General features: G+C 52.7%; 25 protein-coding genes. 13 read left to right on the top strand and 12 right to left on the bottom strand.

Going from position 1 to position 24,597, the window contains the following annotated elements:
- Nucleotides 1–20 precede the first annotated feature (20 nt).
- Nucleotides 21–869 carry an HTH-type transcriptional activator RhaR gene (gene rhaR, locus OGV57_RS01625; protein WP_286530691.1) on the top strand — a complete coding sequence of 283 codons (849 nt, stop codon included), beginning with the start codon at nt 21–23 and terminating at the stop codon, nt 867–869.
- Here the strand turns inward: rhaR and rhaT are convergent.
- Nucleotides 866–1,900 carry an L-rhamnose/proton symporter RhaT gene (rhaT, locus tag OGV57_RS01620; protein ID WP_003840477.1) on the bottom strand — a complete coding sequence of 345 codons (1,035 nt, stop codon included), beginning with the start codon at nt 1,898–1,900 and terminating at the stop codon, nt 866–868. The two genes, rhaR and rhaT, sit on opposite strands and share 4 nt — an antisense overlap.
- Nucleotides 1,901–2,189: 289 nt before the next feature.
- Between rhaT and sodA the strand changes: the two genes are divergently transcribed.
- Both sodA and kdgT read left to right on the top strand, forming a co-directional pair.
- Nucleotides 2,190–2,810: a superoxide dismutase [Mn] gene (gene sodA, locus OGV57_RS01615; RefSeq protein WP_003840480.1), complete on the top strand. Its 621-nt coding sequence runs from the start codon at nt 2,190–2,192 to the stop codon at nt 2,808–2,810.
- Between the two features lie 233 nt (nt 2,811–3,043).
- Nucleotides 3,044–4,027, top strand: coding sequence for a 2-keto-3-deoxygluconate transporter (gene kdgT / locus OGV57_RS01610; protein ID WP_003028743.1), 984 nt, complete (start codon nt 3,044–3,046; stop codon nt 4,025–4,027).
- 41 nt (nt 4,028–4,068) lie between these two features.
- Here the strand turns inward: kdgT and OGV57_RS01605 are convergent, their stop codons facing one another.
- Nucleotides 4,069–4,965 carry a dihydrodipicolinate synthase family protein gene (locus OGV57_RS01605; protein WP_054527930.1) on the bottom strand — a complete coding sequence of 299 codons (897 nt, stop codon included), beginning with the start codon at nt 4,963–4,965 and terminating at the stop codon, nt 4,069–4,071.
- Between the two features lie 152 nt (nt 4,966–5,117).
- Between OGV57_RS01605 and yiiM the strand changes: the two genes are divergently transcribed.
- Entirely contained in the window at nt 5,118–5,792 is a 675-nt protein-coding gene (yiiM, locus tag OGV57_RS01600; protein ID WP_003028749.1) for a 6-hydroxyaminopurine reductase, read from the top strand.
- 61 nt (nt 5,793–5,853) lie between these two features.
- On the opposite strand, the gene cpxA is transcribed toward yiiM, so the two are convergent.
- Both cpxA and cpxR read right to left on the bottom strand, forming a co-directional pair.
- Complete coding sequence (gene cpxA / locus OGV57_RS01595) at nt 5,854–7,227, bottom strand: envelope stress sensor histidine kinase CpxA (RefSeq protein ID WP_003840485.1); 1,374 nt, start codon at nt 7,225–7,227, stop codon at nt 5,854–5,856.
- Nucleotides 7,224–7,922, bottom strand: a complete 699-nt coding sequence (cpxR, locus tag OGV57_RS01590; RefSeq protein WP_003028763.1) for an envelope stress response regulator transcription factor CpxR — start codon at nt 7,920–7,922, stop codon at nt 7,224–7,226. The genes cpxA and cpxR overlap by 4 nt, the downstream gene beginning before the upstream one ends.
- A 150-nt stretch (nt 7,923–8,072) precedes the next feature.
- Here cpxR and cpxP point away from each other — a divergent pair, with 150 nt between their 5' ends.
- The 7 genes from cpxP to OGV57_RS01555 all read left to right on the top strand — a co-directional run bounded on the left by cpxP (nt 8,073) and on the right by OGV57_RS01555 (nt 15,780).
- Complete coding sequence (gene cpxP, locus OGV57_RS01585; protein WP_003028767.1) at nt 8,073–8,573, top strand: cell-envelope stress modulator CpxP; 501 nt, start codon at nt 8,073–8,075, stop codon at nt 8,571–8,573.
- 147 nt (nt 8,574–8,720) lie between these two features.
- Nucleotides 8,721–9,623: a CDF family cation-efflux transporter FieF gene (fieF, locus tag OGV57_RS01580; RefSeq protein ID WP_003028775.1), complete on the top strand. Its 903-nt coding sequence runs from the start codon at nt 8,721–8,723 to the stop codon at nt 9,621–9,623.
- 183 nt (nt 9,624–9,806) lie between these two features.
- The gene (pfkA, locus tag OGV57_RS01575; RefSeq protein WP_003028778.1) at nt 9,807–10,769 is read left to right on the top strand and encodes a 6-phosphofructokinase; all 963 of its coding nucleotides are present in this window, start codon (nt 9,807–9,809) and stop codon (nt 10,767–10,769) included.
- Between the two features lie 203 nt (nt 10,770–10,972).
- Nucleotides 10,973–11,962 carry a sulfate/thiosulfate ABC transporter substrate-binding protein Sbp gene (gene sbp / locus OGV57_RS01570; RefSeq protein ID WP_003840489.1) on the top strand — a complete coding sequence of 330 codons (990 nt, stop codon included), beginning with the start codon at nt 10,973–10,975 and terminating at the stop codon, nt 11,960–11,962.
- A 104-nt stretch (nt 11,963–12,066) separates the two neighbouring features.
- A complete protein-coding gene (locus OGV57_RS01565) occupies nt 12,067–12,816 on the top strand; it encodes a CDP-diacylglycerol diphosphatase (protein WP_016151272.1) in 750 nt (249 codons plus the stop codon).
- A gap of 73 nt (nt 12,817–12,889) precedes the next feature.
- Nucleotides 12,890–14,194, top strand: a complete 1,305-nt coding sequence (locus tag OGV57_RS01560) for an SLC13 family permease (protein ID WP_003840496.1) — start codon at nt 12,890–12,892, stop codon at nt 14,192–14,194.
- Nucleotides 14,195–14,307: 113 nt separating this feature from the next.
- On the top strand, nt 14,308–15,780 hold the full coding sequence (locus OGV57_RS01555; protein ID WP_054527931.1) for a DASS family sodium-coupled anion symporter: 1,473 nt from the start codon (nt 14,308–14,310) through the stop codon (nt 15,778–15,780).
- A gap of 39 nt (nt 15,781–15,819) precedes the next feature.
- Here the strand turns inward: OGV57_RS01555 and tpiA are convergent, their stop codons facing one another.
- Nucleotides 15,820–16,587, bottom strand: coding sequence for a triose-phosphate isomerase (gene tpiA / locus OGV57_RS01550; protein WP_054527932.1), 768 nt, complete (start codon nt 16,585–16,587; stop codon nt 15,820–15,822).
- 111 nt (nt 16,588–16,698) lie between these two features.
- Nucleotides 16,699–17,295 (bottom strand): YiiQ family protein, encoded by a 597-nt coding sequence (locus OGV57_RS01545; RefSeq protein ID WP_003028785.1) that lies wholly within the window; start codon nt 17,293–17,295, stop codon nt 16,699–16,701.
- Between the two features lie 100 nt (nt 17,296–17,395).
- Between OGV57_RS01545 and OGV57_RS01540 the strand changes: the two genes are divergently transcribed.
- Nucleotides 17,396–17,824 carry a DUF805 domain-containing protein gene (locus OGV57_RS01540; protein ID WP_003840502.1) on the top strand — a complete coding sequence of 143 codons (429 nt, stop codon included), beginning with the start codon at nt 17,396–17,398 and terminating at the stop codon, nt 17,822–17,824.
- A 57-nt stretch (nt 17,825–17,881) separates the two neighbouring features.
- Here the strand turns inward: OGV57_RS01540 and fpr are convergent, their stop codons facing one another.
- The 4 genes from fpr to OGV57_RS01520 form a co-directional block, all read right to left on the bottom strand.
- Nucleotides 17,882–18,628, bottom strand: a complete 747-nt coding sequence (gene fpr, locus OGV57_RS01535; protein WP_003840504.1) for a ferredoxin--NADP(+) reductase — start codon at nt 18,626–18,628, stop codon at nt 17,882–17,884.
- Nucleotides 18,629–18,723: 95 nt separating this feature from the next.
- Complete coding sequence (gene glpX, locus OGV57_RS01530; protein ID WP_003847859.1) at nt 18,724–19,734, bottom strand: class II fructose-bisphosphatase; 1,011 nt, start codon at nt 19,732–19,734, stop codon at nt 18,724–18,726.
- Between the two features lie 135 nt (nt 19,735–19,869).
- Nucleotides 19,870–21,378 (bottom strand): glycerol kinase GlpK, encoded by a 1,509-nt coding sequence (gene glpK / locus OGV57_RS01525; protein ID WP_003028792.1) that lies wholly within the window; start codon nt 21,376–21,378, stop codon nt 19,870–19,872.
- 21 nt (nt 21,379–21,399) lie between these two features.
- Nucleotides 21,400–22,245 (bottom strand): MIP/aquaporin family protein, encoded by an 846-nt coding sequence (locus tag OGV57_RS01520; protein WP_003028793.1) that lies wholly within the window; start codon nt 22,243–22,245, stop codon nt 21,400–21,402.
- A 428-nt stretch (nt 22,246–22,673) separates the two neighbouring features.
- Between OGV57_RS01520 and zapB the strand changes: the two genes are divergently transcribed.
- Nucleotides 22,674–22,919: a septal ring assembly protein ZapB gene (gene zapB, locus OGV57_RS01515; RefSeq protein WP_088732415.1), complete on the top strand. Its 246-nt coding sequence runs from the start codon at nt 22,674–22,676 to the stop codon at nt 22,917–22,919.
- 201 nt (nt 22,920–23,120) lie between these two features.
- Here the strand turns inward: zapB and OGV57_RS01510 are convergent, their stop codons facing one another.
- Nucleotides 23,121–23,864, bottom strand: a complete 744-nt coding sequence (locus OGV57_RS01510; protein ID WP_044701846.1) for an SDR family NAD(P)-dependent oxidoreductase — start codon at nt 23,862–23,864, stop codon at nt 23,121–23,123.
- Between the two features lie 160 nt (nt 23,865–24,024).
- Complete coding sequence (gene rraA, locus OGV57_RS01505) at nt 24,025–24,510, bottom strand: ribonuclease E activity regulator RraA (RefSeq protein WP_003028798.1); 486 nt, start codon at nt 24,508–24,510, stop codon at nt 24,025–24,027.
- Nucleotides 24,511–24,597 lie beyond the last annotated feature (87 nt).

Below are 24,597 nucleotides of genomic sequence, written 5' to 3'. Positions count from 1 at the left end.
ACCCGGCAGGGAATATTGTGATGGCGAACCATCTGGTCCTTCTGAAATCAGACTTTTTTGCGCATGAGCAGCAGGCTGTCGCCGTAGCCGATCGTTATCCGCAGGATGTCTTTGCTGAGCATACCCATGAGTTTTGCGAGCTGGTTCTGGTCTGGCGCGGTAATGGCCTGCATGTCCTGAACGATCGCCCGTACCGGATAACCCGTGGCGATCTGTTTTACATTCGCACCGAAGATAAACACTCCTACACTTCCGTTAACGACCTTGTGCTGCAAAATATCATCTACTGCCCGGAGCGGTTGACGCTGAATGTTGACTGGCAAGGGGCGATCCCCGGATTTGATGGTGCGCCAAGGCACCCGCACTGGCGACTCGGTAGCGTTGGCATGAGCCAGGTCAGACAGGTGATAAGCCAGCTTGAGCATGAAAGTAATCAACGTGATGCGCAGGCTTTTACCATGGCTGAGCTGCTGTTCGGGCAACTGGTGACCCACCTTAAGCGGCATCGTTATGCAACGGATACGCTCCCGGCGACGTCGAGCGAAACGCTGCTGGATAAACTGATCACCGCGTTAGCCGGTAGTCATGAGCATGCGTTCGAACTGAATAAGTTTTGCGAGCGCGAACGGTGCAGCGAGCGCGTTTTGCGCCAGCAGTTTCGCAGCCAGACCGGGATGACCATCAACCAGTATCTCCGCCAGGTGCGGGTCTGCCATGCTCAGTATCTGCTCAAGCATAGCCGGTTAATGATCAGTGAGATTTCCATGCGCTGTGGCTTTGAGGACAGTAACTACTTTTCGGTGGTGTTCACGCGGGAAACCGGGATGACGCCCAGCCAGTGGCGTCATCTCAGCACCCAACATGATTAGCTGGCCATTCCCAGACCCACAATGTTTGCCGCGACAATGATCACCACGCAGCCAAGGCTTAGCACACTGACCGGACGGCGACCCGCGTTTTTCCACTCTTTCAGCACCAGCCCGACAATCCCGCCGCACAGAACATAGAAGCTCATGTGCAGCATCCAGCTTACATAATCATATTGAGCCGGAATACGCGCGTGGCCCCAGGCGTAGAAGAAGAATTGCAAATACCACATCAGGCCACCAAGCGCAGACAGCAGCACGTTGGTGATAATCAGTGGTTTGGCTAACGAGAAGTCGGCTTTTATCGACAAGTTTTTCACTTTTGCCAGACGAATGAAGCAAAAGCCCAGGTTGACTAACGCGCCGCCGCCCATGATAACCACGTAGCTGGGCAGGGCGACATACAATGGATCGACACCCAGCGCGGCGGCGGCATCGTGCATTGGTTTAGCGGCGTTCATCGCAAATGACATCCCGGCGGAGAAAATGCCGCACATGACCGCCAGAACCAGCCCTTTTTTCAGGTTGAACTCTTCCGCTTTGATGCCCATTTTGCGTTCTTTTAACTGACCGGCCCGAGTCACAATACCGACGCCAATCAGCGCGACCAGTACGCCAAGCAGCGTCATGCGTCCGCCGGAAGTATTGATCAGCACATCAAAGTTGCCGTTGATAATTGGGGTCATCAGCGTGCCGACAATCAACGTAATCCCAATTGCAATGCCGATCCCCATCGACATACCGAGATAGCGCATGGTCAGACCATAGTTGATATTGCCAATCCCCCACATCGCGCCGAACAGAAACACCGGAGCCAGCGTAGAGAGGCTGAAAGAACTGAAGTAGGCCCAGAAATTGGGAAGCAACATGGCGCTAATGGTCCATGGCAGGATAAGCCAAGAGACGATCCCGCCAACCGACCACATCGTTTCCCATGACCAATGTTTGACTTGTTTGAACGGGGCATAGAAACAGGCGGCACTGGCTGCGCCTATCAAATGCCAAAAGATACCCATCGTAATCGCGTTACTCATGACTTAATCCTCGTTATTTTTTATCGTCGGTAATGACCCCTCCGACCAAACGAGTTTAAAAATTACGCAGGGTGTTAACCTTTTAACGATTGCCGCCATTTTGCGCATGTTGGCAATCATCACGTTAACTGGGTGATTCGGTTCACATCTTTAGCAATCAACATGCGCTATTAAAACCTTGTAAAAAGTACGGCATTGATAATCATTTTCAATATCATTTAATTAACTATAATGACCCAACTGCTTACGCGGCGTTAACACAGGCCGCCCGACAATACTGGAGATGATTATGAGTTATACACTGCCATCCCTGCCGTACGCTTATGATGCCCTTGAACCGCACTTCGATAAGCAGACGATGGAAATCCACCATACCAAACACCACCAGGCTTACGTAAACAACGCGAACGCTGCGCTGGAAAGCCTGCCAGAATTCGCCAGCCTGTCCGCTGAAGAGCTGATCACCAAACTGGATCAACTGCCAGCAGACAAGAAAACCGTACTGCGTAACAACGCGGGCGGTCACGCTAACCACAGCCTGTTCTGGAAAGGCCTGAAAACCGGTACTACGCTGCAGGGTGACCTGAAAGCGGCTATCGAACGTGACTTTGGCTCCGTTGACAACTTCAAAGCTGAATTTGAAAAAGCAGCGGCAACCCGCTTTGGCTCCGGCTGGGCGTGGCTGGTGCTGAAAGGTGACAAACTGGCTGTTGTTTCCACCGCCAACCAGGATTCCCCGCTGATGGGTGAAGCTATCTCTGGCGCTTCCGGTTTCCCAATCGTGGGCCTGGATGTTTGGGAACACGCTTACTACCTGAAATTCCAGAACCGTCGCCCGGACTACATCAAAGAGTTCTGGAACGTCGTGAACTGGGACGAAGCTGCCGCGCGTTTCGCAGCAAAAAAATAAATTCTATGCTTTAACGAAGCCCTGCAAGCGATGCTTGTGGGGTTTTTTTGTGATCAAACTCAATATAAAAACAATGATCCACTTAAATTGAAACGAGGTTTTATTATGCGAGTGGGATCACTTTTATAGTCTCTATGAATGTCTATCTTCTTTTCATCAAGACGGGCGCATCTCAAAGCAAGATGCAATCGCCCATAAAAATTGCCCCATTTTTATGTCTACAGGTGATGGAAATGCAGATCAAACGTACGATAGAGAAAATCCCAGGCGGTATGATGCTGGTGCCGCTTTTCCTGGGCGCGTTGTGTCACACCTTTTCCCCCGGCGCCGGGAAATACTTCGGCTCCTTTACCAACGGTATGATCACCGGTACGGTACCTATCCTGGCGGTCTGGTTCTTTTGCATGGGGGCGTCGATCAAGCTAAGCGCCACCGGCACCGTGCTGCGTAAATCAGGTACGTTAGTCATAACCAAGATTCTGGTGGCGTGGGTGGTTGCAGCGATTGCCTCACGCATTCTGCCGGAACATGGCGTAGAGGTCGGATTCTTCGCTGGGTTGTCTACGCTGGCGCTGGTGGCCGCGATGGATATGACCAACGGCGGGTTGTATGCCTCGATTATGCAGCAGTACGGCACCAAAGAAGAGGCTGGGGCGTTTGTCCTGATGTCGCTGGAGTCTGGCCCGCTGATGACCATGGTGATTCTGGGAACTGCCGGGATCGCGTCGTTTGAACCGCACGTATTTGTTGGCGCAGTATTGCCGTTCCTGATTGGTTTTGCGCTGGGTAATCTGGATCCTGAGCTGCGGGAATTCTTCAGTAAGGCCGTGCAGACGCTGATCCCGTTCTTTGCCTTCGCATTAGGTAACACCATTGATTTGAGCGTGATTGCTCAGACCGGCGTGCTGGGTATTCTGCTGGGCGTGGCAGTGATTATCATCACTGGTATTCCATTGATTATCGCCGATAAACTGATTGGTGGTGGCGATGGTACGGCGGGGATTGCGGCTTCCAGTTCTGCGGGGGCGGCGGTTGCTACGCCTGTGCTGATTGCTGAAATGGTTCCGGCATTTAAACCGATGGCACCGGCAGCAACTTCCCTGGTCGCCACGTCGGTGATTGTGACCTCCATTCTGGTGCCGATTATCACGTCTATCTGGTCGAAAAGGGCCAAAGCAAGGGCGGCAGAAATTGATCTTCGTGGCACCGTGAAGTAAGTCTCTTAAGCCGGATGGTCTGCACCATCCGGCTTAATTATTTACCCTTTGACGACAAACACCTCATCGATTGTTCTACACTCACTCTCGTTCAACTCTCCACCGGCATTACGTGACACGCCGGAGCAATAGCCAAACTTACGCGATACCACGGTTTTGATGGTGGTGACAAAATCTTCGCCGATGGCATAGATGGACATGTAGGTGCCAATCTGGTCCTGAATATCGCGAAGCGCTGCCAGGTCGCCCTGCTTAAACGCTTCCCGCGCGCTGACAAACAGTTCCGGCATGACGTTGTTCAACCCTGAAATAATCCCTGCGCCACCTGCCAACAGGTTGGGAATATAGTATTCGTCGTAGCCGGACAGCACGGCAAAATCCTCCCGCACGGCGCGGGTGGTCTGAATCATACTGCGAGTATGAGACTGGCAGTCGACGGTGTCTTTGATACCAGCGAAATTCGGGAACTCAGCGGCGAGGGAGGCAACCAGCTCTGGGGTTAAATCGCAGCCGGTGCGTGCCGGGAAGTTATAGGCAAACCATTTGCCGCTGAGTTTCTGCCCCAACTGGCGGAAGTAACTCAGCAGCTGTTTCGCCGTTTGTCCGTAGTAGTAGGGCGGCAGGATCATCACGGCATCGTAACCTGAGAGATACGCTTCCTGCGCCATCAACAATACATCATTCTGGCAGGTGGATGAGACGTTGGCGACCATCTTCAGCGAGCTCATGGCGCGGGCCTCACGGATCAGCAACAGCCTTTCTTCGAGCGTAAAGGAAGCAAATTCCCCGATGCTGCCCATCAGCAAAATCACATCGATTTTGGCCTCGGTAAGGCGTTTGAGATGCTGGTTTAGACCGTTGAGATCGATCTTACCGTCATTGTCCATTGGCGTAATGGAAGGACACCAGACGCCAGCAAATTGCGATTGACCAGTCACGTTGTCGACTCCTTATTTGAAATGATGTTTCAAAACCAGCTTACATTGATAGCATGTGTCCCTAAGTTTCATGTGAACCGTGCTCTCATTTTGAGCGACTGGGGTAAAATAAATGTGGTGTAATGGGGGAAATTTATCGGGAGAGGGAACAGATGCGATATCCGGTCGATGTTTTTACGGGCAAAGTTCGGGACTACACGGGAAGCCGTCCCAGCGCGATTGCTAAAGTCCAGATTGACGGTGAGCTGATGCTGACCGAACTGGGGCTGACGGGAGATGAACAGGCGGAAGCGAAAATTCATGGCGGGCCGGATCGCGCGCTGTGTCACTATCCGCGTGAACACTATCAGCACTGGAGACAAGCGTTTCCGGAGCAGGCGGAGCTATTTGTCGCGCCCGCGTTTGGTGAGAACCTCTCTACTGAGGGGCTGACTGAAGAGAATGTGTATATTGGCGATATTTTCCAGTGGGGAGAAGCGTTGATTCAGGTCACGCAGCCGCGCTCGCCGTGCTTTAAGTTGAATTTCCATTTTGGCATCAGCGATATGGCCTGCCAGATGCAGGATGCAGGTAAGACGGGCTGGCTGTGCAGCGTCGTCGCGGCAGGGCTGGTATCTGCAGACGCGCCGTTGATCCTGGCGTCACGCGTGAGCGACGTCAGCGTGCGGGAGGCAATTGCTATCGCCTGGCATATGCCGTTTGATGATTCGCAATATCACCGTTTACTGTCGGCTGCCGGGTTGTCAAAAAGTTGGACCAGAACGATGCAAAAGCGTCGTTTAAGCGGCAAGATCGAAGACAATTCCCGCCGTTTGTGGGGGAAATAATTCCCCCTGTCCGTGGAGGCCGGATGAGGCATTACGCCGCCATCCGGCAACACAGAGAGACTCAGGAACGCTTATACAACGGTAACCAAATTACCAGCCGTAAACCACCCAGCGGGCTGTCTTCGGCCTTCACCCAGCCACGATGCTGCTGGATTGCGGTTTCAACAATCGCCAGACCCAGACCTGTTCCGCCAGACTCGCGATCGCGCGCCTCATCGGTACGATAGAACGGACGGAAAATCTGTTCTCTGTCTTCAGGGCTTACACCTGGGCCATCGTCGTCCACGGTGATGGTAATCCCGTCGATATCCACCGCGAAGCCAACTTCAATCTTCGTATGTGAATAGCGCAGGGCATTGCGCACAATGTTTTCCAGCGCACTTTCCAACGCATTTGGGTTACCGTACAGCGGCCACGGGCCCGGCGGGAAATTCACCGTGAGCGATTTACCCATCTGCTCAGCTTCAAAGGCGGCGTTATCCAGCACTTCGCCCCACAGCTGATTAGCTTTCACCGTTTCACTGACCAGCGCGTTTTTCTGCTGATTACGTGACATCACCAGCAGGTCGTTGATCATGCTGTCTAGTCGGTGTGCTTCTGTTTCAATGCGCTCCAGCTCTTTGCTCTCACCGCTACGACGGCGCAGCAGAGCGGTACCCAGTTGCAGACGCGTTAGCGGTGTTCTCAGCTCGTGAGAGATGTCCGACAGCAGACGTTGCTGCGTGGTCATCATCCGTTCCAGCGCCGTCACCATCTGGTTAAAGCTGGCACCTGCCGCCAGAAACTCCTGCGGACCGGCTTCCAGCTCCGGATGTTGACGCAGGTTGCCCTGGGCCACTTCATCCGCAGCGTTTTTCAACTTACGCGCTGGTTTCGCCAGACTCCAGGCAAGCCAGAGCAATAGCGGAGAGCTGACTAACATGGTGACGATCAGCAATAACAGCGGTCGGTCAAACAGCAGGTTGATAAAGTCAGATTGTGAGCTGCTGGCTGGTCGAATGAGATACAGTTGGTAGTTATCTTCACCGTCTCTGACGGAGAAAGGCCCCACCATCTCAACGCGACCGTATTTTTTCTTTTGCGGATGGTCGGCGTTATCGGCCTGACCAATAAAGTTACGAATGATCTGCATTTCATTGCGTTCTGCGCCGATCACGCGTCCTTCCGTCGTAACAAGTAATAACCGCTGTCCTGGTGGCGCCCACTTGTCTATCGCCCGAAACAAGCGACGCCACCACATCAAATCGTTGGGTGGATCGTTCGCCAGTTCAGCTTCAACGTGTTGCTCAATCATTAACCCCTGGCGCTGCTCGCTGTCCAGTAGCTCGGTCATCTGGCGTGAGTCGAGCTTGGGTAACATCAGTACCAACATCAACACCAGTGCCAGCGTCAACCAGAAGATGGCAAAGATGCGCGCGGTTAAGCTCCCTATCATGAAGCGGAAACCATCAGGTAGCCGCGACCACGCAGGGTTTTAAACCACGGGTGTCCGTCTTTACGCTCTGGCAGCTTACGACGCAGGTTCGAGATATGCATATCGATAGCGCGATCGAAAGGCGTCAGGCGTTTACCCAGCACTTCCTGGCTCAGGTGCTCACGCGAAACCACCTGACCGAGATGCTGTGCCAGCAAATAAAGCAGGGTGAATTCGGTGCCGGTTAACTCCAGAATTTGCCCGTCAAAGCTGGCTTCCTGGCGACCCGGATTAAGGCTTAACGCATCTACTTCCAGAGTCGGCGAGCCGTTATCGCTGTTCTGCTGCTGTTCGCTCCAGTGTGAGCGACGCAGAATAGCGCGGATGCGCGCGACCAGTTCACGGTCGTTAAACGGTTTGGGTAAATAGTCGTCCGCGCCCAGCTCAAGGCCAAGTACGCGATCCAATTCGCTGCCGCGAGCGGTCAGCATGATTACGGGTGTCTGGTGTGTCTGACGAAGTGCTTTCAGCGTATCAATGCCGTTTTTCTTCGGCATCATGACGTCGAGCAAAAGTAAATCGATGCTGTCATCCAGAAGCTCAAGCGCCTGTTCCCCATCATAGGCAACCAGCACATCGAAACCTTCCATTTCGAGCAACTCCTTTAACAGGGAAGTCAGCTCTCGGTCATCATCAACTAACAGGATTTTATTCATTGTTTACGTACCTCCGAGGCAGAAATTACGTCATCAGGCGTCGCTAATCTATGACTTTACGTTGTTTTACACCCCCTGACGCATGTTTGCAGCCCGAATCGTAAACTGTCTCTCGTTGAATCGCGACAGAAAAGATTTTGGGAGCAAGTGATGGGCAAAGTTAGCGCTGCCGTCATGGCCTCAACGCTGGCACTCAGTACATTTAGCCATGCAGCTGAAGTCGTCACAGGCGATCACTGGCACCTGGGTGAAGGCTCATCGCAACGTAGCGTTCAGAGCCACATGTTTGACGGTATCAGTTTAACCGAACATCAACGTCAACAGATGCGAGATTTAATGCAGCAGGCAAGACACGAACAGCCTCCTGTTAATGTTAGCGAAATGGAGACAATGCATCGCCTTGTCACCGCAGAGAAATTTGATGAAAGCGCAGTGCGCGCTCAGGCAGAAAGAATGGCGCAAGAACAGGTTGCCCGCCAGGTTGAAATAGCCAGGATCCGCAACCAGATGTATCGCCTGTTAACGCCCGAGCAGCAAGCGGTTTTAAATGAGAAACATGAACAACGAATGGAGCAATTGCGCGACGTAGCGCACTGGAAAAAAAGCTCATCGTTGAATTTATTGAGTAGTAGCAACTCACGTTCCCAGTAGTAACCCTGTTTTCCTTGCCATAGACACCATCCCTGTCTTCCCCCACATGATGTGGGGGTTTTTTTTGCCCAAAATTTGTCACTCGGTTATTGCCTGACTGTTTTACTTCATCCGTTATACTAGCGGCATATTCTGGCTGGAGTGTTTATGAATCATACCTATGGGCGGCTGGTGAGCCGGGCGGCAATCGCGGCGACCGTGATGGCATCGCTGTTACTTTTGATCAAAATTTTTGCGTGGTGGTACACCGGATCGGTCAGTATTCTGGCTGCACTGGTGGATTCTCTGGTGGACATCGCGGCGTCGTTAACCAACCTGTTGGTGGTGCGCTATTCGCTGCAACCGGCCGATGATGAACATACGTTCGGACACGGAAAAGCGGAATCACTGGCGGCGCTGGCGCAAAGCATGTTTATTTCCGGTTCGGCGCTGTTTTTATTCCTGACCGGGATTCAGCATCTCATCCAACCGACGCCGATGAAAGATCCCGGCGTTGGGGTGGTTGTCACCATCATTGCGTTAGTGTGTACAATCATTCTGGTCTCGTTTCAGCGCTGGGTAGTGAAGCGTACGCAAAGTCAGGCCGTTCGGGCAGATATGCTTCATTATCAGTCTGATGTTATGATGAACGGTGCGATTCTCATTGCGCTCGGGCTGGCATGGTACGGCTGGCATCGTGCGGATGCCTTGTTTGCGCTCGGGATTGGCATCTATATTTTATATAGCGCATTACGCATGGGGTATGAGGCAGTGCAATCTTTGCTGGATCGCGCTTTACCCGATGAGGAACGTCAGGAAATTATTGATATCGTGACGTCATGGCCTGGGGTCAGCGGCGCTCACGATCTTCGCACGCGGCAGTCAGGGCCGACCCGCTTTATTCAGATTCATTTGGAAATGGAAGATAATCTGCCGCTCGTTCAGGCGCATTTAGTGGCTGAACAGGTTGAGCAGGCAATTTTACGGCGTTTCCCGGGATCGGATGTCATCATTCATCAGGATCCCTGTTCAGTCGTACCCAAGGAAGGCAAGGTGTTTGAGCTTTCATAATTCGTTGTAAAAAGTGAACCGGGCCAGCATTTTGTGTATAAATTACCACCATTTGGCCTGACCTGAATCAATTCAGCAGGAAGTGATTGTTATACTATCTGCATATTCGTTGGATCGTTTCGATATGCGGAATCGACTTCCGGCAGCAGATTTCATTTTGCATTCCAAAGTTCAGAGGTAGTCATGATTAAGAAAATCGGTGTGTTGACAAGCGGCGGTGATGCGCCGGGCATGAACGCAGCAATCCGTGGTGTTGTACGTGCAGCGTTGACGGAAGGGCTGGAAGTCATGGGGATCCATGATGGCTACCTGGGTTTGTATGAAGACCGTATGGTCCAGCTTGACCGCTACAGCGTATCCGACATGATCAACCGTGGCGGTACTTTCCTCGGTTCAGCTCGCTTCCCGGAATTCCGCGACGAAAACGTGCGTGCGGTGGCTATCGAAAACCTGAAAAAGCGTGGCATTGATGCGCTGGTTGTTATCGGCGGTGACGGTTCTTACATGGGTGCAAAACGCCTGACTGAAATGGGCTTCCCGTGCATCGGTCTGCCGGGCACTATCGACAACGATATCAAGGGCACCGACTACACCATCGGTTACTTCACCGCTCTGGGTACTGTAGTAGAAGCGATTGACCGTCTGCGTGATACCTCTTCTTCTCACCAGCGTATTTCCATCGTTGAAGTGATGGGCCGCTACTGTGGCGATCTGACCCTGGCGGCTGCAATTGCCGGTGGTTGTGAGTTCGTAGTGGTTCCGGAAGTGGAATTCAGTCGCGACGATTTGGTTGCTGAAATCAAAGCGGGCATCGCGAAAGGTAAAAAACACGCAATCGTAGCGATCACTGAACACATGTGTGACGTTGACGAACTGGCGCATTACATCGAGAAGGAAACGGGCCGCGAAACGCGTTCGACCGTGTTGGGTCACATTCAGCGTGGTGGTTCCCCGGTTCCTTACGATCGTATCCTGGCATCCCGTATGGGCGCATATGCTATTGAACTGCTGCTGGCAGGTCATGGCGGTCGCTGTGTCGGTATTCAGAACGAGCAACTGGTTCACCACGATATCATCGATGCTATCGAGAACATGAAGCGTCCATTCAAAGGTGACTGGCTGGACTGCGCGAAAAAACTGTACTGATTGTTTTTTGTTGCCCGGTGGCGCTTCGCTTACCGGGCCTACAGAGTGTACTCTTGTAGGCCGGATAAGGCGTAAGTCGTCATCCGGCACAACCTTCCTCATTTATTCCCCGAAGTTATAGCAAATCTTTTTTTATTCTTTAATGTTTGGATGCCTTTCTGGCACGCTTTGCTCATCACAACATCACATAAGAGAGCTGGGCGATGAACAAATGGGGCGTAGGGTTAACATTATTGCTGGCATCGACCAGCGTTCTGGCAAAGGATATTCAGTTACTTAACGTATCGTACGATCCAACACGTGAACTGTACGAGCAGTACAATAAAGCCTTCAGCGCGCACTGGAAGCAGGAAACGGGCGATAACGTCGTGATCCGCCAGTCACACGGCGGCTCTGGTAAACAGGCGACCTCTGTCATCAACGGTATTGAAGCCGATGTCGTGACGTTGGCACTGGCATATGACGTGGATGCCATTGCTGAACGTGGTCGAATTGATAAAAACTGGATTAAGCGCTTGCCGGATAACTCCGCGCCTTACACCTCCACCATTGTCTTCCTGGTCCGCAAAGGCAACCCCAAACAAATTCATGACTGGAACGATTTGATCAAACCGGGCGTGTCAGTGATTACACCAAACCCGAAAAGCTCAGGCGGCGCACGCTGGAACTATCTGGCGGCATGGGGCTATGCCCTGCACCACAACAACAACGATCAGGCCAAGGCACAAGACTTTGTTAAGGCCCTGTATAAAAACGTTGAGGTGCTCGATTCTGGTGCACGTGGCTCAACCAATACTTTCGTTGAACGTGGTATCGGTGATGTGCTGATCGCCTGGGAAAACGAAGCGCTGCTGGCAACGAACGAGCTGGGTAAAGACAAATTCGAGATAGTGACGCCGAGTGAATCTATTCTCGCGGAGCCGACCGTTTCCGTGGTCGATAAAGTGGTGGAAAAGAAAGACACCAAAGCGGTGGCGGAAGCTTACCTGAAGTATCTCTACTCTCCGGAAGGCCAGGAAATTGCAGCGAAAAATTACTATCGTCCACGTGATACAGACGTTGCGAAGAAATACGAAAATGCATTTCCGAAGCTGAAGCTGTTCACCATCGACGAAGAGTTTGGCGGCTGGACAAAAGCGCAGAAAGAGCACTTCTCTAATGGCGGTACGTTCGACCAGATCAGCAAACGCTAAATAAGTCTGTGATTTACCGACCCGGTGGCCTAACGCGACCGGGTTTTTTATTTGTCATGGTTTTGCGTTACTCTTGCCCTTCAATGGGATACAGGAAACGCGTAATGAAAAAAGCAGGCTATCTTTTACTGGCGGTGATTGTGGTCGCCGCCGCTGCAGGCATCGGGTACTGGAAATTCACCGGCAACCCGGACGCATTACGCCAGATCGTCCTTCAACAATGCTTACCGCACCAGTTGCAGCAGCAGGATCCTGCACCATGCGCAGAAGTGAAGACGGATGCCGGATATGTGGTGTTCAAAGACCGTAACGGCCCTTTGCAATATTTGTTGATGCCCACTTATCGCATTAACGGTACGGAAAGCCCACTGCTGTTGAAATCAGGCACGCCGAACTTTTTCTGGCTGGCCTGGCAGGCGCGTAGCTTTATGAGCCAAAAATACGGCCAGGAAATCCCTGACAAAGCAGTCTCTCTGACCATTAACTCACGTAGCGGGCGTACTCAAAATCACCTGCATATTCATATCTCCTGCCTGCGAACCGATGTCAGAAAACAGCTGGATGACAACCTGGCGAAAATCAGCACCCGCTGGCTACCTCTACCAGGTGGGCTGCGCGGTCATGAATATCTGGCGCGTCGCGTCACGGAAAATGAACTGGCACAACGCAGCCCATTTATGATGCTGGCAGAAGAGGTGCCGGATGCACGTGAGCATATGGGCAGCTATGCGTTGGCGATGGTGCGTCAGAGCGATGAATCCTTTGTTCTGCTGGCTACTCAGCGCAATCTGCTGGCGCTGAATCTCGCCTCCGCTGAGGAAATTCAGGATCATCAATGTGATATTCTGCGTTAACCCCACCTAATCTGGCGTTTACTCCGCATGCCTGTCCCCGTATTCTTGTTGAAAAAAACAACAGGAGACAGGCATGTCGCTCTGGCTTACACACCCTCTGTTTATCCCCTCTCTGGTGGTTGGCATCACCATTCTGCTCTGGGCTACGTCGCTGCTGCCGGAGTTTATAACGGCGCTGCTGTTCTTTGCCGTGGCGATGGTCGCCAAAATCGCGCCACCGGATGTGATCTTTGGCGGCTTTGCGTCCTCCGCATTCTGGTTGGTGTTTAGCGGCTTTGTGCTGGGTATCGCGATTCGTAAAACGGGGCTGGCGGACAGGGCGGCGAGGGCGCTGTCATCACGGTTGACCGACTCCTGGCCGTTAATGGTGGCGAGCGTGGTGCTGTTGAGTTACGCGCTGGCGTTTGTAATGCCATCCAACATGGGCCGCATTGCGCTGCTGATGCCGATTGTCGCAGCGATGGCGAAACGAGCTGGAATTAACGATGGTACGCGCGCCTGGTATGGTCTGGCACTGGCCGTTGGGTTTGGGACATTCCAGCTTTCTGCGACGATTTTACCCGCAAACGTACCGAATCTGGTGATGAGCGGCGCGGCGGAAGGCTCTTACGGCATCCACCTCAATTATCTTCCCTATTTGCTGCTGCATACGCCGGTTCTGGGTTGGCTTAAAGGCGCGGTTCTCATCGTGCTTATCTGCTGGCTGTTCCCTGGCAAGCCCCATGCGCCACGCGATCTCACGCCGTCGGAACCGATGAGTGGAGATGAAAAACGTCTGGCCTGGATGTTAGCGGTGGTGTTGCTTCTTTGGGTAAGCGAAAGCTGGCACGGCATTGGCCCCGCGTGGACCGGGCTGGCGGCGGCAGTTATCACATTGCTCCCACGGGTTGGCTTTATCAATGGCGACGAGTTTTCCACTGGGGTCAACATTCGTACCTGTATTTATGTGGCGGGTATTCTGGGGCTGGCGATCACCGTCACGCAGACAGGTATTGGTAGCGCCGTTGGCGAAGCGCTGTTACAGGTGATGCCGCTGGATGCGGAAAAGCCGTTTACCAGTTTCCTCGCGCTGACCGGTATTACCACGGCGCTTAATTTTATTATGACGGCGAACGGTGTTCCGGCGCTGTATACCACGTTGGCGCAAAGCTTTGCCGATGCGACGGGATTCCCGCTGCTGTCGGTGATTATGATCCAGGTGCTGGGTTATTCCACACCACTGTTGCCGTATCAGGCTTCACCGATCGTGGTGGCGATGGCGCTCGGGAAAGTACCTGCAAGGGCAGGGATGCTGCTGTGTATCGCACTGGCGGCGGCAACGTATTTGATTCTTCTGCCGCTGGATTACGCCTGGTTTACGGTGTTGGGAAAACTGTAGCTGTATCAAAATGTTAATTTTATGTTTTGTGAGTGAGTGAATTGTATTATGCGCGGCAATATCGGTTAATGCCTGAGCGCAGATTTGCGCACTGGAAACTCAAGGATTGATTCATGGACAGTTTGACCCCCATCCGCCGCTGGCCTGCCATCATCTCGCTTGTGATTACGCTGACCATCTGGTTTGTTATCCCGTGTCCTCCTGACGTAACCCCGCAAGCATGGCACCTGCTGGCACTGTTTATTGGTACGATCGCCGCGATTATCGGTAAAGCTATGCCCATTGGCGCAATTGCGATTGTGGCGATTATGCTGGTGGCGATGACAGGCGTTACTAACCCAGGCAAACCCTCGGCGGCATTGAACGATGCATTGAGTGGTTTTTCTAACCAGCTAATCTGGCTGATTGGTTTATCCATTATGCTGTCGCAAAGTCTGTTAAAGACCGGCCTGGGCGCGCGTATTGGCTACGGGTTTATTGCGCTATTTGGTAAAAGAACGCTGGGTATTGCGTGGGCATTAACCCTTGCGGAAACGCTAATTGCACCCGTAACGCCAAGCAATACCGCGCGTGGTGGTGGCATTATCCACCCGGTAATGCGGGCGATTGCGGAGAGCCTCGGCTCGCAGCCAGGCCATGCCGAGAATGGCTCAACGGGCCGTTATCTCGCGCTGGTGAACTACAACATTAACCCGATCAGCTCGGCAATGTTCATCACCGCGACCGCACCTAATCCGTTAATCGTCAGTTTTTTGACAAAGGGGACGGATGGCGTGCTGAACATGACCTGGGGAATGTGGGCTATTGCGGCGCTTCTTCCCGCACTGGTATCACTGGTTGTCATGCCGATTGTAATCTGGTGGCTCTATCCGCCAGCTATCACGCGCACGCCAAATGCGCCGCAGTTTGCGCGGCAAAAACTGGATGCGCTGGGTCCACTTTCTTTGGCAGAGAAAATCACCCTGGGGGTGTTCATTTTGCTGCTCTATCTATGGGCGGGTGTTCCAGCAATGCTGATGGGCAGTGCCTGGAGCGTAAACCCCACTAGCGCCGCGTTAATTGGATTGTCGATTCTATTGATGGCGGGTGTATTGAGCTGGGATGACATTCTTAAATGCCGCGGGGCATGGGATACGATAGTCTGGTTTGCCGCGCTGGTGATGATGGCGGATTTTCTCAGCAAACTGGGATTGGTAGGATGGCTGGCAACCAGCGTGGGTAGCGCAATCGACCATCTTGGCGTGCACTGGAGTGTTGCGACGCTGTTGTTGATCCTGCTTTACGTCTACTCGCACTACTTTTTCGCCAGCACAACTGCGCATATTACGGCTATGTTCGCTGCGTTCTTTGCCGCAGGCTTAGGCCTCGGCGCGCCGCCAGCGCTGCTTGGTTTAATGCTCGGTTTCTCCTCCTCCTTGATGATGTCGCTCACGCACTATGGCACGGGTACTGCGCCTATTATCTTTGGTTCGGGCTATGTCACGTTGGCGGAGTGGTGGAAAACGGGGCTGGTGATGAGTGTGGTCAACCTGACCATTTGGGGTGTGACCGGCGCCTTCTGGTGGCACTGGTTGGGATACTGGTAGTTAATACAGCGGGAGGAGGGCTCCTCCCGCCTTAACAACTTAAGCCTGTTTAGCGGCTTCTGCTGCTTTAACGATGACTGCGAAGGCGTCTGCTTTCAGAGAAGCACCACCAACCAGCGCACCGTCGATGTCCGGCTGAGCGAACAGTTCTGCCGCGTTAGCTGCGTTTACAGAACCGCCGTACTGGATGATAACTTGCTCAGCGATTTTCGCGTCAGCTTTAGCAATGTGTTCACGAATAAATTTGTGAACAGCCTGAGCCTGAGCAGGAGTTGCAGATTTGCCGGTACCGATAGCCCATACTGGTTCGTAAGCGATAACGACGCCTTCGAATGCTGCTGCGCCCTGAGTTTTCAGAACCGCGTCGATCTGACGTGCACAAACTTCTTCAGTTTTGCCCGCTTCGTTTTCTGCTTCGGTTTCACCGATGCACAGAACTGGAGTCAGACCCTGCTCTTTCAGCACGGCGAATTTTTTAGCGATCAGCTCGTCAGATTCTTTGTGGTAAGTACGACGCTCAGAGTGACCGATAATGATGTACTGCGCGCCGATGTCTTTCAGCATTTCAGCACTTGTTTCACCAGTGAATGCGCCAGACAGGTTCAGGTCAACGTTCTGCGCGCCCAGAATGATGTGGCTACCGGCAGCGGCGTGTTTCGCCAGGTCGATATACATTTCCGGCGGAGCAATCGCTACTGCACAGCCAGCAACGCCAGCCAGTTCTTTACGCAGGTTAGCAACCAGTTCGTTTACCATGTGGCGGCTGCCGTTCAGTTTCCAGTTACCCATCACTAAAGGATGTCGCATTTCATTTCTCCACGCTTGTCAGCGAATTAAGGAATATGGCCGCCCGTGAGGGCAGCATGGTCTGTGAAACAGTATAGAGATTCATCCCCTGAAAGGCTTTGCTTTTTGTCATCAATTCGCCTTCTCAAGACTTTCTGATAGTACCAGCTTAATCGGTTCAACAGCGAAGGTCAGTCCTTTTTCACCGTTGTCAGCAACAACATAGCGAATTGCGCCTTCTGTTTCAGCGTAATAGCGCTTACCTTTGCCTGCGGCGAGCAGTTTTTGCAGCTTTTTCTGGCTCTGTTCCTTCGTCAGTAGCGGTGCGACGGTGCGGATGACGGCGGTCATGTATTCCAGCGCTTTCGCTTTGGCTGCCTTTTGTTCTGGCCCCTGAATGGGTAACCAGGTTATCTGCATGCTTTTGATTTTAAGGGTGCCGCGTTCAAGAGCGGAAGACGCATACAGGTTTTCATTGATTTTACTGGCTGCGCGGGTGAGATTTGCTCGATCGCGACTGCTGTCGATGGCACGGAACTCATTCAGAATAAGCTTCGGATTCTGCGTATTAAAGTTTTCACGAAACTGGCTAATCGACAGGTCAAAGGTCGGCGCGCCCGCCAGTAAATAGGGGGCCGTGGTTGCCGTCGACGGCTCTTCCGCCAGTACCGCAGTGCTCGCGGTTAAGGCTGAAAACAATAATAAAAACAGTGTAAATCCTTGCTTCATCAATCGTACCTTTCATTCTCATTGCTCACGATTAAAACGGTAACCGTCGAGCTTGTCAAAAGGGTAAACTGTTCTGGAAGGTAATAATAAAGGAACTTACATGACCATACAGCAGTGGTTATTCTCATTTAAAGGGCGCATCGGGCGCCGTGATTTCTGGATTTGGATTGGCCTATGGATCGTCAGCATGCTGGTTCTGTTTTCGCTGGCGAGCAAACAATTACTCGATATTCAGACCGCGGCTTTTTGTCTGGTGTGTCTGCTATGGCCAACGGCGGCAGTGACGGTAAAACGTCTGCATGACCGGGGGCGCTCCGGAGCGTGGGCGCTGTTGATGATCCTGGCGTGGATGCTGCTGGCCGGAAATTGGGCGATATTACCCGGCGTCTGGCAATGGGCGGTAGGCCGCTTTGTTCCAACGTTGATTCTGGTTGGTATGCTTATCGATCTGGGGGCGTTCATTGGCACCCAGGACGCAAATAAATATGGTAAGGATACGCAGGACGTAAAGTACAGAGCTGACTCGTAGGCCGGATAAGCGCCATCCGGCAAAATGCCCGGGTGTTTACCGGGCATTAAAACGTTCTTACCAGTAGTGCTCTGCGGTCATATGGCCCGGTCGACGGCGCAGGTGTTTGGTCATTTGCCGGGTCTCTTTCAGCAACTGCTGCGTGTCGCGTACCATTTGCGGGTTTCCGCACAGCATCACATGGCTGGTTTCTTTATCCATTGGCAACCCGACTGCTTTTTCTAGCTCACCGCTTTCAATCAACGCCGGTACACGTCCGGTCAGCGAATCTGCGGCTGTTTCACGGCTGACAACCGTCTGGATGCGTAATTTACCTTCGTAGCGTTTTTCCAACGCCTGCATCAACGGTAGATAGCTCAAATCGGCGGCATAGCGCGCGGCGTGGACCAGCACCAGATTTTTAAAGCGATCCAGGTCCTTGCCTAACTGCAGAATCGACAAATATGGGCCGATAGCCGTGCCGGTCGCCAGCATCCATAGCGTTTCGCAATCGGGGACTTCATCCAGCACGAAGAAACCAGCAGCTTCACTCACCACCTGCACTTCATCGCCAGGCTTCAGTGCTGCCAGACGAGGGCTGAGTTTGCCGTCGGGAACTGTCACCAGATAAAACTCTAAATCGGGGTTATCAGGGGCATTTACGTAAGAATAGGCGCGCTGGACGCGTTCGCCGTCGATCTCAAGGCCAAGTTTAGTGAACTGACCTGCAGTGAAAGGAAGAACTGGAGCTCGCACGGTCAAACTAAACAGGGCATCGGTCCAGTTTTGCACCTTTGTGACTTTGCCTGTTACCCAATCTGCCATGGTTTTCTCCTGTCTGTTTTGATTGCCTTATCTTCGTTCGTTGGACGAAAGATTTCCAGCCCATATGGGCTGGAAGGCTCTATTGATCAAATCAATTACAGGATGTGCGCCTGCACATCGGGATCTTTACGATCGAGGTAGTGAATCGACTGAATGCGACGGATCGTACGTGATTTGCCGCGGATCAGCAGCGTTTCGGTGGTCGCGATATTACCTTTACGGCTAATCCCTTCCAGCAAATCGCCTTTGGTAATGCCGGTGGCGGAGAAAATGACGTTGTCGCTACGTGCCATTTCATCGAGGCGCAGCGCTTTGCCCGCTTCAATGCCCATGGCGGTGCAACGAGCCAGTTCTTGTTCGCCAATGCGACGGTTTTCTTCGCTGTCGCCTTTGACGTCATGACGCGCCAGCAAACGGCCCTGCATGTCGCCGTCCAGCGCGCGGATCACAGCTGCGGAAACCACACCTTCAGGTGCGCCGCCAATGCCGTACAGCACGTCAACTTCACTGTCTGGCATGCAGGTCAGAATGGAGGCCGCAACGTCGCCGTCTGGAATAGCGAAGACGCGCACGCCCAGTTTTTGCATTTCGGCGATCGTTTCATCATGGCGTGGTTTGGCCAGAATGGTTACGGTCAGCTCACTCAGCGGTTTATTGAGTGCAGCGGCAACGTTATGCAGGTTGGCTTCCAGCGACAGGTTCAGGTCGATAGACCCTTTTGCGCCTGGGCCGACAATCAGCTTTTCCATGTACATATCTGGCGCATTCAGGAAGCAGCCTTTATCGCCCACAGCCAGTACGGCCAGCGCGTTTGCCTGACCCATTGCCGTCATGCGTGTGCCTTCAATAGGATCGACGGCGATGTCGACCGCATCGCCAAGACCGGTCCCGACTTTTTCACCGATAAACAGCATCGGCGCTTCATCAATCTCACCCTCGCCAATCACGATGGTGCCGTCGATGTTGACCTGGTTGAGCATAATACGCATGGCGTTCACCGCCGCGCCGTCAGCGGTATTTTTATCGCCGCGGCCCAGCCATTTATAGCCAGCCAGCGCGGCCGCTTCGGTCACGCGTGAAAATTCAATGGCAAGTTCTCGTCTCATTGCAAACTCGTAGCTGAAAGGAATGGCGCGAAGTGTAGCACAGGGGAGGGGGCGAGATTATTGATGTGTGTGCGGGGTTGCCCCCGCACGAAGATTTTGCCGGATAAGCCAAAGTAGCCATCCGGCAATGACGTATTACTCGTCGTGATCTTCCCATGCCATGGCGCGTTTGACCGCTTTTTTCCAGCCACTGTAACGGAAGTTACGCTCGGTGGTTTCGATGCCTGGACGGAATTCACGCTCGATGACCGCTTTCTCCTGCAACTCATCCAGATTCTGCCAGAAGCCTACTGCCAGGCCAGCCAGGTACGCTGCACCTAATGCGGTGACTTCGCGAACTTCCGGACGCTCTACGCGGGTGCCCAGAATGTCAGACTGGAACTGCATCAGGAAGTTGTTGGCGACCGCACCGCCGTCAACGCGCAGGGCGTGCAGACGAATACCGGAGTCAGCCTGCATCGCTTCCAGAACATCACGCGTCTGATAAGCGATAGACTCAAGCGTTGCGCGGATGATGTGGTTGGAGTTTACGCCACGGGTCAGGCCGAAGATGGCGCCACGTGCATACGGGTCCCAGTACGGTGCACCCAGGCCAGTAAATGCCGGAACGACGTACACGCCGTTGGTGTCTTTCACTTTGGTGGCGAAATACTCAGAGTCGAATGCATCGCTGATGAGTTTCATTTCATCGCGCAGCCACTGAATGGATGCGCCAGCCATAAATACCGCACCTTCCAGCGCGTAGTTCACTTCCCCGGTCGGTCCGCAGGCGATGGTGGTCAGCAGTCCGTTTTCGGACTTAACGGCTTTCTCACCGGTATTCATCAGCATGAAGCAGCCGGTACCGTAAGTGTTTTTCGCCATCCCTTCCTTTACGCACAGCTGGCCAAACAGAGCTGCCTGCTGGTCACCGGCGATACCGGAGATAGGAATACGAATGCCGCCTTTACCACCAATGTTGGTCTGACCGTACACTTCAGAAGAGCGACGCACTTCTGGCAGCATGGCGCGCGGAATATCCAGCGCATCCAGCATCGTGTCATCCCAGTCCAGGGAGTGGATGTTGAACAGCATGGTACGTGAAGCGTTGGTGTAATCCGTGACGTGTACGCGTCCCTGCGTCATTTTCCAGATAAGCCAGGTATCCACGGTACCAAACAGCAGTTCGCCGCGACGAGCGCGTTCACGCGAGCCTTCAACGTGGTCGAGGATCCATTTCACCTTGGTGCCCGAGAAGTACGGGTCAATCACCAGGCCGGTGTTGTTACGGATGTATTCTTCCATGCCATCGCGCTTAAGCTTTTCGCAGATATCTGCGGTACGACGACACTGCCACACAATGGCGTTGTAGATTGGTTTACCGGTCTCACGCTCCCAGACGATGGTGGTTTCACGCTGGTTGGTAATACCGATCGCTGCAATTTCATCGGAACTGATATCGGCTTTCGCCAGAACTTCAACCAGCGTAGAGCTTTGGGTTGCCCAAATTTCCATTGGGTCGTGTTCTACCCAACCTGCTTTCGGGTAGATTTGCTCGAATTCGCGCTGTGAAACGGCAACGATATTCGCATCGTGGTCCATTACGACCGCGCGGGAGCTGGTGGTGCCCTGGTCGAGCGCAACGATATATTTTTTTTCAGTCATAATTTTTGTCCCGTAGTCACATTACAGCGAAGCTTTTTGTTGAGTGTTGGCCGCCGCGTCTTTTTCTTCAATCACGCAGACATCGCACGGTAAATGGCGACCAATCAGTTTGCGATATGCCCATGCGCCCAAAATCGCGCCGGTAATCGGGCCAAATACCGGAACCAGGAAGTAAGGGATATCGCGACCACCTGTGAAGGCAATCTCACCCCATCCGGCCATCCAGGCGAAGAGTTTCGGTCCGAAGTCACGTGCCGGGTTCATCGCAAAACCTGTCAGCGGACCCATGGAAGCACCAATAACGGCAATTAATAAGCCAATCAGCAGCGGTGCCAGCGGACCACGAGGTACACCGTTACCATCGTCGGTCAGAGCCAGAATCAGCCCCATTAGAATAGCGGTAATGACCATTTCAACCGCGAAGGCCTGCACAAAATTGATATGCGGATTCGGATAGGTGGAGAAAGTACCCGCCAGACCCAGGCTTTCGGTAGTGCCACGCACGATATGGTTGGTTTGTTCAAAATCGATGAAAAGATTGTAATAAAGCCCGTAAACCAATGCCGCTGCGCAAAAGGCGCCGGCAATTTGCGAAATAATAAAAGGGACAACTTTGCGTTTATCAAAACAGGCGAACAGCCAGAGTGCGATGGTTACCGCGGGATTCAGGTGTGCACCAGAAACACCTGCGGTCAGATAGATAGCCATCGCTACCCCCAGACCCCAGATGATACTGATTTCCCACTGACCAAAAGTAGCACCAGCTACTTTGAGTGCAGCGACACAGCCCACACCGAAGAAAATCAACAACCCGGTACCGAGGAATTCAGCAATGCACTGGCCTTTTAAGGTTGAGGTTTGACTCATAATCGGATCCTGAAGAGAGTTTAATGTTTATTGTGTGCGAGAAGGTCACTGACATCCCCGGAGCCGGTAGGCACACTGTTAATTTATCGTTAACGCTCAAAAACGAGAAATATCGAAATTAAAATGTGTGTACTGCATCAACAAAATGAGCGTTTTCGCGCCATTGTGCGGTATTTGTTATACAAAAATAGTGTGAGCTGAATCATTTCACTGATCAATCTGTTAACACTTAAGAGTTATGACAGTCATGTCACCAGGAGAAAGACTAAAAGTGTTGCAAACCGCAATCTGCGCGGGATGCCGCTGGACAGCGATGACGCGGCTTCATACAATCGGTGTTAAGTAGAGTGCGCTCGTTTTTATTAAGGCGTCGCCGGTTATCGGGACGAGGATTTTTATCCATCAACGCCTTGCAATTCAGGAGAGGTATGACGATGTCATTAGAAGTGTTTGAGAAACTGGAAGCAAAAGTACAGCAGGCGATTGATACCATCACGTTGTTACAGATGGAAATCGAAGAGCTGAAAGAAAAGAACAACTCACTGTCGCAGGAAGTTCAGACTGCACAGCAGCAGCGTGAAGAGCTGGAGCGTGAGAACAACAACCTGAAAGAACAGCAGAATGGCTGGCAGGATCGTCTGCATGCCCTGCTGGGTCGTATGGAAGAAGTCTAATTACGCTTCATCTTTCGTGCCGTAGCTGCGTTGGCTGCGCTCAGTTACCCCAGTCACGTAGTTACTACGCTCCTGGGGATACCTTCGTTTGCCGCCTTGCTACAACACGAAATCTATTGCGTAATCGTTCCTGTGTAGGCCGGATAAGGCGTAAGCCGTCATCCGGCAATACAATCGTTTTACCGCAACACAACGTTAATTTCAGGCATTCAAACCCCCATCTACGTCCAGACCGGTGCCGGAAATCTGCCCAGCCGCTGGGCTTACCAGAAACGTCACCGCCGCTGCAACATCCTCCGGTGTTCCGTAATGCCCTGTCGCAATAAGCTGTCGTTGGGATTCTGCCTGCTCGCCATCTGCCGGGTTCATATCACTGTCCGTTGGGCCGGGATGGACAAGATTAACGGTAATGCCTCGTGGGCCGAGATCACGAGCCAGGCCACGGGTTAGCGAGTTGAGCGCTGATTTAGTCATCGCGTAGACGGCAATCCCCGGCTGGGCGACGCGGTTGGCAAGACAACTGCCAATATTGATGATTCGCCCACCTTCAGGGAGATGCGGTAGCGCGGCCTGTATGGCAACTACCACGCCACGGATGTTCACGTTAATCAATGCGTCGATGTCTTCCAGTGACAGCGACTCCAGCGGGCCGCCGCGTGCGATCCCTGCGTTGTTGACCAGGATATCCAGTCCTCCGAGTGACTGTACCGTGCGGTTTACGGCATTCTGAATCGCCTGAGCGTCTGCACTGTTTGCCTGAATCGCCTCACCATGGCGGCCAAGTGCTGTAATTTCATCGGCAACGGCCTGGGCTTTCTCCGCAGATTTTTCATAGGTTATAACAACATCAGCACCGGCTTTCGCCAGCGACAGTGCAATGGCGCGCCCTAATCCACGACTGGCTCCGGTGACCAGCGCTTTTTTACCTGTCAGATCGATATGCATGATGACCTCGTGATGAGAGTGATGGGATTCATCATTAGGTATAGAGAGAGTTTTTTCTTCGTCAATGCGCTGGATGGGGGAATCGGAAGGGTGGTGTGGCAAAAAAAAAGCCAGTCAGTTGTTTAACCGACTGGCATCACACCGAATTGCGGTGTTTTCTTTACTCGATATCGAGCGGGTCTTCGGAGAGGATTATCCCGGTGTTGTCGGCGTACAGGTGGTCTCCAGAGAAGAACGTTACGCCGCCAAAGTTGACGCGTACATCGCTTTCTCCAATACCTTCCCCTGCGGCACCGACCGGAATGGCGGCAATCGCCTGAATGCCGATATCCAGTTCTTCCAGATCGTCTACCTGACGGACTGAGCCGTAGATGACCAGACCTTCCCATTCATTCTGTACGGCCAGTCGAGCCAGTTCGGCATCGACCAGCGCACGACGGACAGAACCGCCGCCATCGACCAGCAGAATGCGACCACGGCCGTTTTGTTCGAGCAGATCGTACAGCAACCCGTTGTCTTCGAAACATTTTACCGTGATGATTTGTCCGCCAAACGACGACCGTCCTCCAAAGTTAGAGAACAGTGGTTCCACGACGTTGACATCTTCCTGATAGATGTCACAAAGCTCGGATGTATCGTATTTCATAGGCTCAACGTTCAGTTGCTGCGAGAATTTTTAGTATATCGCGCTATGTGTACTGTTGGCAAAATCATCAATTGTTAATTGATATTT

The sequence above is a fragment of the Citrobacter sp. Cf087 genome (assembly GCF_030334285.1).
GTDB classification, from domain to species: domain Bacteria; phylum Pseudomonadota; class Gammaproteobacteria; order Enterobacterales; family Enterobacteriaceae; genus Citrobacter; species Citrobacter freundii.
This window is presented reverse-complemented; position numbering and strand designations above follow the sequence as displayed.

Bases quoted from the DNA above. Each gene is read 5' to 3' on its own strand.
- rhaR (WP_286530691.1), top strand. From the start codon at position 21: ATGGCGAACCATCTGGTCCTTCTGAAATCAGACTTTTTTGCGCATGAG.
- rhaT (WP_003840477.1), bottom strand. From the start codon at position 1,900: ATGAGTAACGCGATTACGATGGGTATCTTTTGGCATTTGATAGGCGCA.
- sodA (WP_003840480.1), top strand. From the start codon at position 2,190: ATGAGTTATACACTGCCATCCCTGCCGTACGCTTATGATGCCCTTGAA.
- kdgT (WP_003028743.1), top strand. From the start codon at position 3,044: ATGCAGATCAAACGTACGATAGAGAAAATCCCAGGCGGTATGATGCTG.
- yiiM (WP_003028749.1), top strand. From the start codon at position 5,118: ATGCGATATCCGGTCGATGTTTTTACGGGCAAAGTTCGGGACTACACG.
- cpxA (WP_003840485.1), bottom strand. From the start codon at position 7,227: ATGATAGGGAGCTTAACCGCGCGCATCTTTGCCATCTTCTGGTTGACG.
- cpxR (WP_003028763.1), bottom strand. From the start codon at position 7,922: ATGAATAAAATCCTGTTAGTTGATGATGACCGAGAGCTGACTTCCCTG.
- cpxP (WP_003028767.1), top strand. From the start codon at position 8,073: ATGGGCAAAGTTAGCGCTGCCGTCATGGCCTCAACGCTGGCACTCAGT.
- fieF (WP_003028775.1), top strand. From the start codon at position 8,721: ATGAATCATACCTATGGGCGGCTGGTGAGCCGGGCGGCAATCGCGGCG.
- pfkA (WP_003028778.1), top strand. From the start codon at position 9,807: ATGATTAAGAAAATCGGTGTGTTGACAAGCGGCGGTGATGCGCCGGGC.
- sbp (WP_003840489.1), top strand. From the start codon at position 10,973: ATGAACAAATGGGGCGTAGGGTTAACATTATTGCTGGCATCGACCAGC.
- OGV57_RS01565 (WP_016151272.1), top strand. From the start codon at position 12,067: ATGAAAAAAGCAGGCTATCTTTTACTGGCGGTGATTGTGGTCGCCGCC.
- OGV57_RS01560 (WP_003840496.1), top strand. From the start codon at position 12,890: ATGTCGCTCTGGCTTACACACCCTCTGTTTATCCCCTCTCTGGTGGTT.
- OGV57_RS01555 (WP_054527931.1), top strand. From the start codon at position 14,308: ATGGACAGTTTGACCCCCATCCGCCGCTGGCCTGCCATCATCTCGCTT.
- tpiA (WP_054527932.1), bottom strand. From the start codon at position 16,587: ATGCGACATCCTTTAGTGATGGGTAACTGGAAACTGAACGGCAGCCGC.
- OGV57_RS01545 (WP_003028785.1), bottom strand. From the start codon at position 17,295: ATGAAGCAAGGATTTACACTGTTTTTATTATTGTTTTCAGCCTTAACC.
- OGV57_RS01540 (WP_003840502.1), top strand. From the start codon at position 17,396: ATGACCATACAGCAGTGGTTATTCTCATTTAAAGGGCGCATCGGGCGC.
- fpr (WP_003840504.1), bottom strand. From the start codon at position 18,628: ATGGCAGATTGGGTAACAGGCAAAGTCACAAAGGTGCAAAACTGGACC.
- glpX (WP_003847859.1), bottom strand. From the start codon at position 19,734: ATGAGACGAGAACTTGCCATTGAATTTTCACGCGTGACCGAAGCGGCC.
- glpK (WP_003028792.1), bottom strand. From the start codon at position 21,378: ATGACTGAAAAAAAATATATCGTTGCGCTCGACCAGGGCACCACCAGC.
- OGV57_RS01520 (WP_003028793.1), bottom strand. From the start codon at position 22,245: ATGAGTCAAACCTCAACCTTAAAAGGCCAGTGCATTGCTGAATTCCTC.
- zapB (WP_088732415.1), top strand. From the start codon at position 22,674: ATGACGATGTCATTAGAAGTGTTTGAGAAACTGGAAGCAAAAGTACAG.
- OGV57_RS01510 (WP_044701846.1), bottom strand. From the start codon at position 23,864: ATGCATATCGATCTGACAGGTAAAAAAGCGCTGGTCACCGGAGCCAGT.
- rraA (WP_003028798.1), bottom strand. From the start codon at position 24,510: ATGAAATACGATACATCCGAGCTTTGTGACATCTATCAGGAAGATGTC.